Origin of the sequence: Methanosarcina sp. UBA411 (assembly GCF_002495725.1) — an archaeon.
GTDB lineage: Archaea > Halobacteriota > Methanosarcinia > Methanosarcinales > Methanosarcinaceae > Methanosarcina.
The window spans coordinates 20,729-36,618 of record NZ_DAGK01000033.1 but is presented as its reverse complement, the minus strand read 5'-3'; the positions used below and the strand labels follow the sequence as shown (position 1 = coordinate 36,618).

General features: G+C 39.6%; 9 protein-coding genes. 7 read left to right on the top strand and 2 right to left on the bottom strand.

Going from position 1 to position 15,890, the window contains the following annotated elements; all coding sequences use genetic code 11:
- The first annotated feature begins 63 nt into the window (after positions 1-63).
- From BP861_RS12800 to BP861_RS12775, 6 genes are all read left to right on the top strand, one after another.
- Positions 64-1,005 (top strand): DUF2971 domain-containing protein, encoded by a 942-nt coding sequence (locus tag BP861_RS12800; protein ID WP_292376134.1) that lies wholly within the window; start codon positions 64-66, stop codon positions 1,003-1,005.
- A 610-nt stretch (positions 1,006-1,615) separates the two neighbouring features.
- Complete coding sequence (locus BP861_RS12795) at positions 1,616-2,470, top strand: hypothetical protein (protein WP_292376133.1); 855 nt, start codon at positions 1,616-1,618, stop codon at positions 2,468-2,470.
- Positions 2,471-2,486: 16 nt separating this feature from the next.
- Positions 2,487-3,506, top strand: a complete 1,020-nt coding sequence (locus BP861_RS12790; RefSeq protein ID WP_292376131.1) for an AAA family ATPase — start codon at positions 2,487-2,489, stop codon at positions 3,504-3,506.
- A gap of 126 nt (positions 3,507-3,632) precedes the next feature.
- Positions 3,633-4,514: a DUF58 domain-containing protein gene (locus BP861_RS12785; RefSeq protein ID WP_292376129.1), complete on the top strand. Its 882-nt coding sequence runs from the start codon at positions 3,633-3,635 to the stop codon at positions 4,512-4,514.
- Between the two features lie 8 nt (positions 4,515-4,522).
- Positions 4,523-6,427 (top strand): vWA domain-containing protein, encoded by a 1,905-nt coding sequence (locus BP861_RS12780; RefSeq protein WP_292376127.1) that lies wholly within the window; start codon positions 4,523-4,525, stop codon positions 6,425-6,427.
- Positions 6,424-9,015, top strand: a complete 2,592-nt coding sequence (locus BP861_RS12775; protein WP_292376126.1) for a vWA domain-containing protein — start codon at positions 6,424-6,426, stop codon at positions 9,013-9,015. The genes BP861_RS12780 and BP861_RS12775 overlap by 4 nt, the downstream gene beginning before the upstream one ends.
- Positions 9,016-10,403: 1,388 nt before the next feature.
- On the opposite strand, the gene BP861_RS12770 is transcribed toward BP861_RS12775, so the two are convergent.
- Positions 10,404-10,592 carry a hypothetical protein gene (locus BP861_RS12770; protein ID WP_292376124.1) on the bottom strand — a complete coding sequence of 63 codons (189 nt, stop codon included), beginning with the start codon at positions 10,590-10,592 and terminating at the stop codon, positions 10,404-10,406.
- 452 nt (positions 10,593-11,044) lie between these two features.
- Positions 11,045-13,714 (bottom strand): HEAT repeat domain-containing protein, encoded by a 2,670-nt coding sequence (locus tag BP861_RS12765; protein WP_292376122.1) that lies wholly within the window; start codon positions 13,712-13,714, stop codon positions 11,045-11,047.
- 561 nt (positions 13,715-14,275) lie between these two features.
- On the opposite strand from BP861_RS12765, the gene BP861_RS12760 reads away from it, so the two are divergent.
- Positions 14,276-15,676 (top strand): hypothetical protein, encoded by a 1,401-nt coding sequence (locus BP861_RS12760; RefSeq protein WP_292376120.1) that lies wholly within the window; start codon positions 14,276-14,278, stop codon positions 15,674-15,676.
- The last annotated feature ends 214 nt before the right edge of the window (positions 15,677-15,890 follow it).

Below are 15,890 nucleotides of genomic sequence, written 5' to 3'. Positions count from 1 at the left end.
TAAGACATGGCAACAACGTATATTTTTCAAAAAACTTATGTTATAAAGTAAATAATCTGTTTAATGGTTCGTATGACTGACGAGAAATTCTTTTATAAGTATCAAAGTTTTGAAGATGAAAATGGGGATTATAACAAGCACGTAATAGAAAATCTAGCTAATAATCAGCTCTACTTCCAACATCCGCGCGAATATAATGACCCATTCGACAGCTTAATCCATTATTATACAGAGAGTACAGTAAAAGCTTACATCGATAGATTAATGAATGAATCACAATTAACTCGGGAGCAAAGTATTGAACATTTGGAAGAGTTAATTGAAGAAGGCGTTTTTAAACGTAAAGGCGATTTACTCCGTGGAGACTTTTATGCTAAAGACTACTTTCCTCCTATGCCCTTAATGTGCTGCTTTTCTAAAAAAAACAATGATATCTTGATGTGGAGTCACTACGCGAAACACCATAAAGGAGTTTGCCTCATTTTCAAATCGAAGTTAATAGAAGGAATACCCCATTTAACAATCAATTATCAATTGTTAAAACTTCATCCAATAATATATGACAAAAAAGCACCAGCCCCTATAAATATGCGTGATCAAGCTGAAGAAACGGAACAAATGTTTAAATTTTTGTCAACGAAATCATCGGATTGGACATATGAGAGTGAATATCGAATTTTTTTAACAGAAAAACTCGCTAAAGGAAACCTAAACAAGTTTAAGAAAGAAGAACTCAAGGGCATTATTTTAGGGGCACGGGTAGGCTATTTCAGTGCTAACAAAATTTACGAAATTATAAATCAACATTATTTGAGTAAAGGAATAGATGTCAAATTTTATAAAGCTAGAATTATTCCAGAAGAGTATAAAGTGTTACCTGTGGAAATAGATCTAAAAGAACATCTACCGATATTATTCAGAAAGATGAAGCTGGAAGAGGAATACAAAAAAAATCATAACATTTCGGATACATTAGAACGTCTAAAACGGGGATCAAATCATTAAATAGTATCCAAAGGTTGTTGGCTTTCTGTTGTTTGTTCGTTCCCTCTTCCTCTGCCCCCCCAGCTACTCGGTTTAGTCGAGTTTTACATGACATGAAGCAGAATGCCAAGTCAGATAAACCGTTTACTCTTAATGCCCATATTCTTGAAAGAGTGAATAAGTGGGAAGCATTGGTTTCAAGTCAAAAGTAAAAATGTGTATGTTTTTACTGTAAAATGTAAAAATGTAAATTTTACAGGTAATAATTGTGTTGTATCCTGAAATTATTTCGCAGATTAAAAATTCTGAAAGTTTAATGCATGATACAAGAGAAGGCAATGCAAAAGTTAAACATTGAATAAACTCCAACTCAATTTTAGTAGTGAAGAACGATCTTTTAAAAATGAAATAAATTCTAAGTTAAGTGAAATACTGGGTTACCTATACATAATATTAAACTACACAGAATCACTTACTGTTTTTATTTCCGGGAAACTGGGTTTCTGTTCCTTTGAATTCTCAAGTTTTTCTAATCTTCTTAACTTCACAAGTTCAATGAATTTTTGGAAAAGTTTTTTAGTAACTTCTGCAATATATTTAATGTTAAATTCCAATAATGGGAAGGATTTACATGTTTTTTGAGCCTGTGCTGGTAAAATATAAAACTTATTTGAAGCACTATTACGGGCTTTTACGGCTCTTAATAATAGCTGAGAGATTTACCTTTCTTTTCCTGCTTATGATTTTATTCAATGCCTACGAGTTTGCTTATTTTCTTCCCGGAATGGAGACATTTTCTAAAACCCAGAACTACATTGACCTCTACCGGTTCAATATTATTTTAATGGCTGTGGGAGCGGTTATACTCACTTTTTTCGCATTAGCCTGCGACAAATTGCTCAGGAAAAAAAGGGAATTTAACTTCATAAGCATGCTTGAAAGGAATTTTCCAGGGCTCAAGACAAAGCTAGTTACGGCCTGCGATAATAAACAAAATTTCAATATAGTTACAAATGAACTTTTTCTCGATGTTCTTAAAGAATTAATCGGCATTAATATCAAAAAACTTGCTCCACACAGGCAGATCCTCCGCACGTTTGTAATATTTTTGCTATTTAGCGGATCAATCTTTTTCTGCGTAACTGAAGGTTTTAGCTTTGACATTTCTCCCAGACAGTTGACAGAGAAAATTCCGGATTTACCGGACGGAAAGGCATCAGGCGAAGTGGAAAATGAAACTGTTGATGAGACCGAGTATGGTATAGAAGCTGTCATAATAAAAAACGGGGAACAGGTTGAAATGGAAATTAACCCGAGCCTGGGACTTGGATTTACAAATCAGGTAGATTCAGAGACAGCCAGTGAGTTTAATGAAAGCTCAAACAGCTCTAAAAAAGGATTCAGGTACAGCCAGACGTATACTGAAGACCTGCCTGAAGAATATGAACCGCTGATAAAACAGTACTTTGAAAAGCTCTCATCTTAAAAAGAGAGGAGTTCCAATGCGAGAAATACAGGAAATCCAGCTTGAAGATTCGGAACTTAATTTAAAACCGACCTATGAAAAAGCCTCCGAAATTTTCGAGGTTATTTTTAAAGAGATAGGCAACGCCATAGTCGGCCAGAAGGAAATGATAAGGCAGATCCTTATAGCCATGCTGTGCGAAGGGCACGTGCTGGTCGAAAGCAATCCTGGACTGGGTAAAACCCTGACAATATCTACGATTTCCCAGATTATGAACATGAAGTTTAGCAGGATACAGTGTACGCCTGACCTCATGCCTGCGGATATAACGGGCACTGACATAATTGAAGATGATGAGAAAGGCTCCAAACACTTCAAGTTCAAGCAGGGCCCTATTTTTGCAAACATTGTCCTTGCCGATGAGATCAACCGTGCCTCGCCAAAAACTCAGTCTGCGCTGCTTGAAGCCATGCAGGAAAAGCAGGTAACAATTGCAAATACTACATATCTGCTTGACAAACCCTTTTTTATACTCGCTACCCAGAACCCGATTGAGATGGAAGGAACCTATGCCTTGCCCGAAGCCCAGCTTGACAGGTTTTTACTGAAAATCCAGCTGCAATACCCGGATAAAGAAGAGGAGTTCGAAATTGTAAACCGGTATGCAGAGGCATTTAGACCGTCTGTCAGAAGATGCATAGACAAAGTAACCTTCCTTGAACTCCAGCAGATCACCCGGAGAATTCCGATTTCCAATAAACTCAAAAGATACGCAATCGAGATCGTAAACTATACTCGAAATCTGCCTGAACTGATAGAAGCCGGTGCATCCCCGCGGGCGTCAATAGCCCTCATTCTCTGTGCAAAAGCAAACGCATTTCTTGACAACCGGAGATACGTCGAAAAAGAAGACATAGACGCTATGGTACTCCCTGTCCTTCGCCACAGAATTATTCTCTCATTTGACGCTGCACGGAACAATACTACAAGCGATAAAATTATACAAAAAATCCTGGAGGATAAAAAACAACTATATAATGAACGAGAAAACGGCTGAAACTGGCGATAAATCTGGCAGGAGGCAGGGATTGAGTATGGTTGAGGTGTAAGTAAGTGGCTGGATACAGGGAATAGAGTATGGTTGGAGATTATAACCTAAGGTGGTTGGAGGTAAGGATAGGATATGGGCGGTGCAAAACATAAGATAGACACTTCATTCCTGACTCAGCTTGATAGGTATTCACTCCCGATCAGGAACAGGGTAACAGCCGTTCACTCAGGCAGCCATCTCTCAACAAGGAAGGGATCCGGGCTTGACCTTGTAGACCATAGAAAATACAATCCAGGAGACTCGTTAAAAAGAATAGACTGGAATCTCTATGCCCGTACTGAAAAACTGTATATACGCAGGTTCGAAGAAGACAAAAACCTGAATATGGTAATATTGCTTGACGCCAGCAGCAGCATGCTCTTTCCAGAGAATTATCCGAACAAATTCGAATACGCATCAACTGTAGCTATAGGAATTTCTTACATTGTAATGCGCTACAACGACCAGTACATGATTGCAACCTTTGCGGAGAATGTAGACTATACTAAAGCCCTCAAAGGAAGGGAAGAATTTCTTAGAACGATTGACAACCTCTCCCAAATCTCAGTTAGTGGGAAAACAAAGCTTGCAGACTGTGCAGACTCCATATATCCCAGAATAAAGTCAAAATCAATGGTTTTTATAATTTCAGATTTTCTGGATGATCCCGATTCTATCCGATATGCTGTACACAGGTTGTGCAGGCATGAGCTCGTACTTATACATCTCTATGAAGAAACCGAGATCAACCTGCCTGAAACCGTAGACGGTACAGTCAAATTTATTGATAGTGAGACAAATGAGGAATTCAGCATCTCAGTGGGCCAGACGTTCAGGAAGGAATATGCAGCCGAATTCGGGAAACATATGGACGAGCTGGATAAAATCACACACGATTTTAAGATTCCCTATTTCAAGATCAGTATTGACAATCGGCCTATTGATGCTATTCTTACTATCATAGGTAAAGGGTGACTCTGCCTATGGATTATGAATTTCCTTTGGGTCTGATTGCGCTTGCAGGTATAATTCCTCTGATTATAGTTTACTTACTTAAACCCCGTCCAAAACCGATAATTCTTCCTTCTTTGATGTTTGTCCGGAACATCAGCAGGAATTCATTGGATTCCAGGCGTAAGCCCAGCAAAAAAATAACAGATCCACTCTTCTTTTTACAGTTACTTGCGCTGATCCTTATGGCGTTTGTCATTGCAGGCCCTTTACTTGAAAATATCACAGAGAATTCGGAAAGAGTTGTGGTTATCATAGACTCATCTGCCAGCATGGCCGTACCTGACCGAATCGAGGCTGCCAAATCCATAGCAATAGAATGTTTGGGCAAGGAAAACACTGTCATTGCTGCCGAAAGTATGCCTGTGGTGCTTGCAAAAGCAATAGATGCAGCCAGTGCCGAAGAGATAATCAACGACCTGGAATCCAAGGATACTTCTGGTGAGATTCCTGAAGCTATTCTGACCGTTGTAAACGACGAGGGAAATCAAAAAGCAAAAATTGTAGTCATATCTGACTTTGAAAACTGGGCAGGGAAAGCCCCTGAAACATATATGAAAATCGCCAGGGCGAAAAATATGGAACTTGAGTTCAGACAGGTAGGCAAAGCAACTTCCAATTATGCAATTATAGGCGGATATCTGAAAGATCAAAATGATGGAACCTATGAGTACACCTGCACTGTCAAAAACTTTAATAATGAGAGTGTAAAGCTCGATGTGCAGCTGGAAAGCAAATCAGGCCTAATTTCTACCCAAAAAATAAGCAAGCCGATATCGCTTGGGGAATTCGGGACTCAGCAGATAAAATTCTCCAGTATTCCTCAGGGCATATCAACTGTGGAAATTCTCAATAAGGATTCAGTATCCTGTGATAATACTGCCTGGATTTCTATCCCTGAAATTAAGATGAAGCAAATGCTTATATTAACAGACCTTGATCCGGCAATAAGCAAATCCCCTGTTATTACGGCCTTGTCCCTTATGCCTGGCCTTACGGTCGATATACAGCACGATCTTCCGGCCGGTGATGCAAAATATGATACTATTGAAAAATATGATACTATTGTCATAGATTGTGAGCATGAACCCCTTCCAGCATCCACCATAAAGAAAGTCGTCTCTTATGCGCAAAGCGGGAAAGACCTGATAGTTATAGGAAACGGGTGCCTGTATAACTCTTCGGAAATGCATGAGTTATATCCTGTTCTTCCTGTAGAGATAAGCTCAATTGAAGAAGACTCCAGCCATACGATTGAGACTACAGGGAGCGGAACACAGATTTTTGAGGGAATTTCGTTTAACGACGTTTACACTCGAAAGTACCTGGCTGCGGTTCCGCGTGAAAATGCCTTAGTGCTTGCCGAGCTCGAAGGAGCCGGGCCTGTAGTCTGTACCTGGAAGATTAGCAACGGGACAGCTACCTATGTGGGAATTAGCGATACTGCTGGAAATGATGCGTGGGACAATTTCCCTACGGTTCCCACGTATCCGGTATTCTGGGCAAAGCTTCTCAAATACTTATGGGGAATCGGGGACATCAGTGAAACCAATGTAAACACGGGCAGATACCAGGCATTTGACCAGAATGTAAGAGTCAAAACCCCTGGGGAAACGATCAGCAGTAAGTTTGTTTACTATGATAAATGCGGGCTTTATGAGCTGAACCAGAAAACCGTTGCAGCTAACCTCTATGATTCCACGGAGTCAAATACCTTTACTGAGAATCGATTAAATCTGACAGGCGAGAGCAAAGGTATCCTGAAAGAAGACCTGTATACGAAATCGCCTGACAAATTCCGGAAATACCTGATTTACACCGTACTGCTCCTTCTTATTCTTGAGAACGTGGTCATGTTCAGGAGGCGAATAATATGAGCTTTGATTTTAGTATGGGTTTTGGTTTTCTATATAAATCTGAGCTGCTTCTCCTGCTGCCTCTGGCGGTCTTCTTGCTTTTCGGGCTGGGAAAAAGAGCCAGTAAAAAACATCTTTTTTTCCATGTACTTGTTGCATTCCTTCTGATTCTGGCACTAGCAGCTCCATATTCCGCAGAGATAACTTCCCCAAAGACCAATCAATCCAAGATAACCATAATTTCGGACGAAACCACAAGTATGGAACTGCTTCAGAAAGGGAGTGCGCAAAATATATCCGAGAAACTTAGCAGCAAGGTTCCTGTTACAATTACAAGCATTTCAGGCTCGCAGACTTCTCTTGGGGATGCTATTCTGCAGCAGGCATCTCCTGAAAATTATGTTCTTATAGTTTCGGACGGACAGAGCAATTCAGGTACTCCAATTGAAGACGCGCTTTCCTATTGTTACAAAAATGGTTTCCCTGTAGCTGCACTTATCCCTAATGCGGTTAGAGAAGACCTCAGCGTAGAGATTGAAGGAGAAAATGAGCTTGTAATCGGGAATGAGGCTCCTTTCAAGGTTCATGTCCGGAAGTCAACTGAAAATGAAATGAAGTATGAGCTGAGAGTTACTGTTGACCACAAACAGGTGATGGAAAAGGAGGTTACCCAGACAGGGAGGGTAGAAAGTTTTGATTTCAATCATACATTTGATGCACTGGGGCCGCATACTGTAAAAGCAACCCTTCATCCCGCAAGCATAAACGTTAAAGGCCTGGATTATTTCGAGAATAATAACCAGTACATGAAAAGCGTATACGTAACGCCAAAACCGAAAGTACTTTTTGTAACCGATGAACCTGATTCGCCTCTGGCAGCCATACTTAATGAGGTTTATGAAGTACATCCTGCAAGGTCATCCGTTTCTCTTTCATCTGGTTCCCTTAACGGCATGGATGCAGTTATAATCGACAATCAGGCAGCATCGACAATTTCAAATTCGGAAGTCGAAGCCCTCAGGAAGTATATTATTAATGGCGGCGGCATGGTAGTGGTCGGAGGAGATTCTTCTTTTGACTATCCTGCTGAAAGTACATATCAAAATAAGCAATTTGAGGCACTTCTGCCTGTTACATCCAGCCCTTCAAACTGGAGAGGCGGCAGGAATATTGTCCTGATGCTTGATGTTTCACCGAGCACCCTGCAAAGTAACAAGATTGGAGGACGTGTTTTAGATGACATACTCTCTAACGCTATTGTGCTTCTTGAAAGCGAGCACCTGAAAGATGCGAGAGTGGATGTTATCACATTCGGGAGCAAAGGAAAGGATATCACAAATGGGTTTGTGGATATGTCCAAAGAATCAAATCGGGTATGGATTGAAGGCGAGATTCGAAAAATTACCCCTTCAGGAGACTCAACATCACTTGAACGAGGAATGTTAACTGCACGCAGTCTGCTTAGAGGGCAGAACAGCAGTGCAGATGCTGAAATCATAATCGTTTCTGATGGTGGGATAGGCAATAAAAATGAAGGGGATAAAACGTTTGAAAAGGCGGTAAGTTGTGCAGATTCGCTTCGAGAAGAGGGAATAGGCATCCATTTTGTCCATATCCATTCCCCAAGCACCGAGCGCCAGGTCAATCCCAATGGCAATTATTATGCTTACCTCCTGATGAACAAAATCAGTTTATCAAAAAATTATAACAAGATTGAACCGGGACAACGGGTGAATGTCAGTTTTTCTGAGAAACCGGATGAGTCTGAAGAGATAGAAGATGATTATTCCAGCGGCGCACTGATAGTCTATGACCCAAGGCATTTCATTACAAGGGAGATCTCCGAAATACCCCATGATCTTCTGGGCTATAATGAAGTAAGCCCAAAGCTGGAAGCAAACCGTCTTGTAACAACCAGGCTAGGCAAACCCGTAATCACTGTTTGGAGGCTTGGCCTTGGCAGGGTTGCAGCTATTACAACTGACAATGGATACGGTCACGGGATTCCCTGGGCTTCTTCTCTATATTCAGGAAACGACAGCCTGGTGATTACAAGAACCCTGAATTGGGCAGTTGCAGATATCGATATGTACGAGAGTCTCCAGTTAAAAGTTCCTGACCTTAAAATAAACCAGCCAGGAAGGATTCTTATTACAACTAGAGAAGAAGGAGTTCCTGAACTTTATTTTGACAAAAAGCCTATGGAAATAACACCGATAGGGAACAACATGTACGAATCATATGTCACCCCAACAACTTTCGGGCTCCATAAAATCTCCGAAAAACCTGCTGGCGTAAATCAGACTGAAGAATTTGTTCCTGAAATTTTTGGCGTCGAAAACGTCTCCTGGAGACCTGCCTCTGCGAACTACCCTGATGAGTATATGTATATCGGCGAAAATCCGTTATTTCGAACAGGTCTTCTCGAAAACGGAGGAACAATTTATACAACAGCCGATATTTATTCCCGAATAACAACCGATTCCTTAACTTGTACTGAAAAAAAAACCATGACAAAAATAGTGTATACAAAATATATCCTTATTCTAGCTTTCCTCATATACTTGATATATACCATATATCATACCTATAACACCCGTATGAAGTAAGCTAGATTTCAGCTTGATTTTATCTACAACTTCAGCTTGATTTCATCTATAACTTCAGCTTGATTCCATCTGCAATTACTTTTTCTGAATTATCTTATTCTGAAATTCTTCCGTTCTGGAACATGATTCTCTTCAATAATAAATCAATTTTTTAATACAGTTTTAAGCTCAATTTGTGTAATATTACAATCATTGTATTTAATAAAATAAGCATTCGTTCAATGAACTAAGGTTAGAAAGGTACACAAAAAAAGAGGCATAAAATAAGATTAACTGTTAAAAATATTATATACTATAACTGCATATTATAAACTGCGTTCTCATCCTTTTAACACCCCACTAGCAAAGAGCACCTACTCCAGAAAATTACTCCACAGTAAAGGGGTAAAAAGAGAAACTCGCAAAGTATGAGTCAAGTACCTCAATACCTCTTCCCCAACTACAACAAAGTGAGTCTCTTGAATACCGTTCGGAACTCCCAGGTTTTTTCGGATGAGAACGTTACCTTATTTTAAAAAAGTTTTCAGAACCCGAGTCCCGTCTCGGAAGGACGGTGCCTTTTTCGCTCACGTCTTTCGCTCGAGAGGGCTGAATTATGGGCAAGAAAAACTATATTTTTCAAATCATTCAAGACGGCTGATTAAAAAAGTTTGATCACAAGCCTTTTCAAAAAAGGCTTGAGCGAAAACCCCTGGCAACGTTAGGGTTTAATAAGAACCTTATCCTCAAACCCTATCGGCGTGATCACAAGCCTTTTCAAAAAAGGCTTGAGCGAAAAACCTTGCTAAATTGAAAACCTCGAACAACGGCATGATCAACCGGCTCAACGGTTGTGGCTCAACGGTTGTGGCTCAACGGTTGCGCTTTAAAATTAGACTATCTATTACGGATACTCGAATAATTCAGTTTTTTTGAATGAGTTGACTTTTTCTTTGTTACTGCACCGCGGAATTAGATGTAATATTTACTTCCAGATGTAATATTTATTTCCGGTTGCAGCTGGTACTGTATCTTAATGCTATAAGGTTAAACCAATAAAGAAAAATTAGATCTTTGTAGTAACAAAATAGAGTTTAAATAATATTATATGTTAAAAATATTATATAGAGTGGGAGCATAGTATAACTTGCGTTCTCATCTAAAGACCACATAGCAAGACCTATTCCACAAGAAATACTTCAACGCCTACTCCGAAAAATCTACTCTAAATGTGAAGAGATAAGAAGCTCGCAACCCGTGAGTCCAGTACCAACCTCTTCCTGAACAAGACCTAATAAGTGCCGTTCGGAACTTCCAGAATTCCTAAGGTGGGAACGCATCTTTTTCTAAAGAATTAAATTAAAACTATCAGTAGTTAAGTAAAAAGATAGTAAAAATGAAAAATAGATTCATAATGCGATAGTCTCGTTCTCTATTTTCCGCTTGAAAATAGCAGTTACTCTGCCTTCTTCATCAATATCGTTCCTTATTAGAACCAGTTCCCATCCCTCATTTCCTACTCTTTCAAGTTCAACCATCATCTGCGCCAAATTTAAACCGTCAAGCTTACGAGAATCGTACTCCCATAGATGTAGCATTTAATACCCCTCCAGTAACGATAAAGATAATTTTTTTAATGTTTATATTGGAATAAAACTATAAATAACCTGAACAGAAGGAAAAAAACAATCCGGTATTTGCCTCTGCTTCAGGCATAACTATCTCTTCTTTTTTCAAGTTTATTTACTGGATTTTCCTGTTTTTTTCGGGTATTATTCCTTATAATCTTAGAGTTAACTAACTGAACCTTAGAATCGGGTAATTCTTAAATCAAAAATCGAAAAAGCACATGTCTCTTCTACCTAAGCCTGCGTATTCTCTCGCGTACAATAAAATCGAGTACTAACTCGAGATCTGGATGCGTGGGCCTTCGCCTGAGTTTTCCGCTGTATCCTGACTTTGGAATCAAATGGGAGCGTAGTAAGACTATACCTTTCCTCATGGGACTCCAACCACCCTTTTTGCACAATTCTCAACTTATCATTTCAGGTCAGAGATTTTTACGGTCTTTTTTTAAAGATTCCTTCTTTTTCTCTACCCGTTCAAGAAGTGCTTTTCCAAGGTTTGAATAGTCTTTTTTCACAGCCTTTTCTTTTTTTGCGGTTTTTTGGGTAAATATTGATTCTTCTTCTTTGTTCTCAAAAAGGCTTGAAAACTGATCAAAAGCAAGAACAGATGCCTCTAGCAGCTTTTTTTGTTCGGACAGGTTTCCGGGGGAAAGCTTTCCTGCGCGTGTGAGAAGCTCTGCAAACTGTTCAAAGATTTCGAGAAACCTCTGGTTTTCAGCCTGCTCCCTGACTTCATCAGCCATTTTTGAGAGGTATCGTTCACTTTCAAGTTTCGCTATGCCTGGTCTGTCGCTGAAAAGAATGAATAACAGGGCCTGATAAAAAGGATAATAGAATTCTGGAATATGAAAGCCAACAGAGGCTTCGGATGCTTCTTTAAAGTAATTGACAGCTTCTTTTAGCCCAAAAATATAAGTAGCTTCGTTTTCTGCCCTTAACGCCCTCCAGAGAGAAGCTCTTCCAAGCGAGCGGAAAGCATATCTTCTGACATAAACGTAAGGATTATCAGTAAGTGCCTGAAGATCTCTCCAGGCCTGGGTTTTATCCGGCACATGGAAAAAAGCAGATCCAAGAGCCCTCGTTGCCGCCCTTTGTACAAAACTGTCGCTATGATCTGAAAGCCTTAAAAGATCTTTCCAGGCTTTTTCTTTATCTGGAATCTCTTTATAGCCTGAAGATAGGGCAAGAACCGCTCCTTTCCGAACTTCCCGGTCTTCTACTGATGCGAGCCTTAAGAGCTCGTTCCAGGCTTCCTGCTTATCTTCACAATAGGCAAAAGCAGCAGCAAGAAGTTCTGCGGCTCTCTTCCGGAGTTGGGCATCCTGGCTTTCAGTAAGCCTAACAAGGTCGAAAAAAACTTCAGATTTTTCCTCAACCACTGGAAAAACCTCAGAAAGCAGGTCTGCAGCATCCCTTCTGGTGCCTGTGTCCTCATCCCCACTCAGGTTAAGGAGTTCGTTCCATATATCATGTGTTTTGCCAGTATATCGGGAATAGGCAGCAAGTAGGGCTTCTATTGCCCCTTTTCTCCTCTGGGGGTCAGGATCCGAAATCAAGCTAATAAGCTTATTTACAACCTCTTCTTTGTCAGAAAGACCAGAGCCTGACCTGGGAAACAAGTCTACCATATCTTTTTTTCGTATGTATGTCCTGCTCTCTACTTCATGCCCTGAATAATCAGATGCAGACTTTTTAAAGAGGTCCGAAGCAGGCTTTTTATAATCTTTTTCTTTAACCTGGAGATTACCAATTTTTTTTTCTCCTAAGTTACAACTTTCTTTAGATATGTCATCTATTCCAGATCCGCATTTTTCCCACAATTCATCTTGCTCTCTGGAGTTAGATTTTCCCATCTTTTCCCATTCACTTTCACTTACCACAGGTTTATTAGTTAATTCGGGATAAGCAGAAGCAAGCGTATCCACAACCTTTCGGAGCGCAGGACTATTCTTCGTTTCGGCCAGGTGTAGAAGCTCTGAATATGCTTCTCTCTTGTAGAAAATGTATGGAAAAATCTTCGTAAGAATGTTAACTGCTGTGCTCTGCACACCTTCGTCCTCATCCCCTGAAAGTTCGGTGAGTTCATTCCAGAGTGCAGTTTTGTTATCTAGGCCTGGAAATAAGGATACAAGTGCATTAGAGGCCGCATCCCTTACATAGTCATCTCTGGCTCTTGTTAGGCTCAGGAAATCAGCCCAGACCTTTTTCTTATCCAGCATCTCAGGAAAGATAAAAACCAGGGCATCAATAGCTTGCTTTCTAATATACTCATTCTCGTCTTCTGTAAGCCTGAATATGTCATCCCAGGCCTTTTTTTTATCCGGGATATGAGAAAAAACCGGAGGCAGAGCCAGAAGAGTTTCCTTCTGAACCTCAGGGTTTCCTGATACTGCAAGTTCCAGCAGAGTCTCAAGAGTTTCATCTTTCATTTCGTCTGGCATCTGTGTATAAATAATTCCAAGTGTCCGTGTAGCCTGCTCTCTAACCTTTTCATCCGTAGATTCGCTAGCCAGTCTCAGTACTTCGTTCCAGGCTTCTTCTTTTTTCTCATCCGGCAGTTCCGGAAAAATCAGGCTTAAAAGCAAAGCCGACTTTTCTCGCACATAAGAAAATTCCGAAGCTCCCATCTCAAGTAAATCTTTCCATATCTGTGTCTTGTCAGGGACTTCCTTTATTAGATAATAAAGCGAGCTGACAATTTCCCTGTTCACATCTTCCATGCTTGATCTGGAATTTATTAGCCCGGCAAGGTCTTTCCATGCTTTATTTTTGTCCGGCATGAGGGAAAAAACGCTGATCAGAGCATTTGCTGCAGCTATCATTACTGATTCTACCGGATAAGCTGTCAGATTAACAAACTTATCCCATACTAGCTCCCTATCCGGCACATTAGGAAAAACCGTTGCAACGGAATTGATAGCTTCTTCCCTGACTGCATCATCTTCATCAGAGCAAAGCCTTAAAAGATCTTCAAAAGCCTGTCTCCTATCTGGAAGAGCCTCAAAAAAAGTTCCAAGCTGCTTTGCAGCCCTTATTCTCTCATCCGAGTTCTGACTGAAAGTCTTATTGTGTATCTCTGGCTGCTCACTCAAGAGTTCCCACCAACTTTGCTCTAATGCCATCCTATTTACAATATCCCAATCTGGCAGGTTTCCTCATATAAGTATTGATTCTGGATTTTAGAGGCAGTGAAAAAAATCAAACATAAGACTGAGAATTAAATACAGGCTTTCAGAGAATAAATTGCAGCGTTATTAGCTAATACTAATTGAAAAGCCAGAAAAACCAGCCTCTGGAAAAGGGTTGTATAAGGCAAACTGTGAGAATATAACTTTTTTGCGGATATTGGGATACATACTTATAGGGTTTCAGAAAAGTCCACAATTGAAGGTCTATCGCATTGTATTTATTGCATTATATGTATTTATTGCATTATATTATTGTTTACTTTTGCTATTATGGATTAATAATGTCGGTCTGAAATTGTTAGAGTGTAGGCTTATAATTATTGAATTATAGGACTTATGTAATAGATTATATAGTCCGATGAGGATCTTAAGCCTGCCTTTGTCAGCTTATTGGCGACTGAAATAGAAAAGAGACTGGAAAAGAAAATAAAAATAGAATGTTGTGTTAAAGAGAAGGCTGAAATAATGCGGCAACAGGACGTAATAAATAAACAGTTGGCACAAAAAATAACAGATTTTCTCGAACCTGTTATCCCCTATCTGGCCATCGGGTCTAAAAGAGCGGCTGAAGAAGCCTGCAAACAAGTGGGGTCTGAGATCTGGGAGATTAAAAGGAGACTATGGAGAAAACTATGTTCGACAGAGTGTGTCAAATTAAAAGAAGCCGCAGGAGATCTTATTATTGCGCCCTATGATATGGATGTAAGGCAAGTTTTGATTCAGGAGATTTTAGAATTGCTTGAAAGGAACCCTGATTTGGCTAAAGAAATTTCATCTTTTATGGAACATAAAGAAGTACAGAAGCTAATGACCGAGGACAGTTCGGCCAGAATTATAAAACAGGACTTAGAACAAGGCTCAAAACAAACTTTGAATGATAAAGTCAGAGTATTTGAAGAATTGAACAGTCTGCTTGAAGCCTTCGTAGCAAGAAAGGGTATTTCTAAAGCTTTGGATCAATTCAAAATGCCGGATATCGAAAAACCTGTTCAAGGTCTGGGAATTTCAGGCGAAAACAGTGCAAGTGCCTTACGAATTAAGCAAATTGCAGAAATTAAACAAATAGCAAAGACTGATTTTGCAAGAGCTGAAGCTGCAAAAAAGAATATTATAAACATTAACTTTCCCAAAACCGATATTGAACTCCAAAATGAAACTCAAAAAACCCAGTCACTTTTATTGCTGATTTCTCGTCTTGAGAAGCCGGAAAAAAAAGAGATTATAGAAGAAGCCCTTGATTTTGCTTCCCGGATTCAATATGGCGATTTAAGGTCGCAGGCCCTTTCCCTGGCTGTTCTGTACCTGGAAGAGCCAAAAAAAGCCGAATCTATAGAGAAAGCCCTTGAAGCTACCTCCCATATTCAGGAGGAAAATGAAAGAGCCCTTGTTATTTCCTCACTTCTTCCTCATCTGAGGGGATCAGGTAAAGAAGAGCTTATTGAAAACATCTTTTGCGCTTCACATCATCTTAAATATGGAGACGTAAAATTCCAAATCCTTTCCTCGCTTGTTCCGCATCTTTACGGGTTAAAAAACGAAGCCATTATTGAAAGAGCCCTTGAACTGATAGAGGTGATTTTCTCTGACTATCAAAAGGTACAGGCTCTCTCATTTCTTATCCCATATTTAAATGAGCAAAGAAAAGAAGAAATTCTTGAACAAGCTCTTCAATTGGCTTTCGGCCTTAAAGATAAGGACATGAGGCCCGAAGCTCTTTCGTATGTTCTTCCTCACCTGGAAGAATCTAGAAAAGAAGATATTCTTAAAAAAGCCCTTAATATGGCATCCGGGATTAAATCCGAATTCCAAAAGGCTGAGGCTCTATCCTCACTTACTCCATATCTTGATGAGCTGGAAAATGAGTAATTATGGTTTGTAGAACTCTTCTTTAAACAAGCTACAAGAGGCTGAATGCAGGCAGATATTATAAATAAATAAATAAATAAATAAATAAATAAATAAATAAATAAACAAAAAAATAAACAAAAAATATATTAATTGAGCCTAATGGCTGATAATTTTTGTTTACTCATTTTTAAATATATTTTTATTTTTAACGATTTCTAAATAAACTTCAGTT

Bases quoted from the DNA above. Each gene is read 5' to 3' on its own strand.
- BP861_RS12780 (WP_292376127.1), top strand. From the start codon at position 4,523: ATGGATTATGAATTTCCTTTGGGTCTGATTGCGCTTGCAGGTATAATT.
- BP861_RS12790 (WP_292376131.1), top strand. From the start codon at position 2,487: ATGCGAGAAATACAGGAAATCCAGCTTGAAGATTCGGAACTTAATTTA.
- BP861_RS12795 (WP_292376133.1), top strand. From the start codon at position 1,616: ATGTTTTTTGAGCCTGTGCTGGTAAAATATAAAACTTATTTGAAGCAC.
- BP861_RS12785 (WP_292376129.1), top strand. From the start codon at position 3,633: ATGGGCGGTGCAAAACATAAGATAGACACTTCATTCCTGACTCAGCTT.
- BP861_RS12770 (WP_292376124.1), bottom strand. From the start codon at position 10,592: ATGCTACATCTATGGGAGTACGATTCTCGTAAGCTTGACGGTTTAAAT.
- BP861_RS12800 (WP_292376134.1), top strand. From the start codon at position 64: ATGGTTCGTATGACTGACGAGAAATTCTTTTATAAGTATCAAAGTTTT.
- BP861_RS12775 (WP_292376126.1), top strand. From the start codon at position 6,424: ATGAGCTTTGATTTTAGTATGGGTTTTGGTTTTCTATATAAATCTGAG.
- BP861_RS12760 (WP_292376120.1), top strand. From the start codon at position 14,276: ATGCGGCAACAGGACGTAATAAATAAACAGTTGGCACAAAAAATAACA.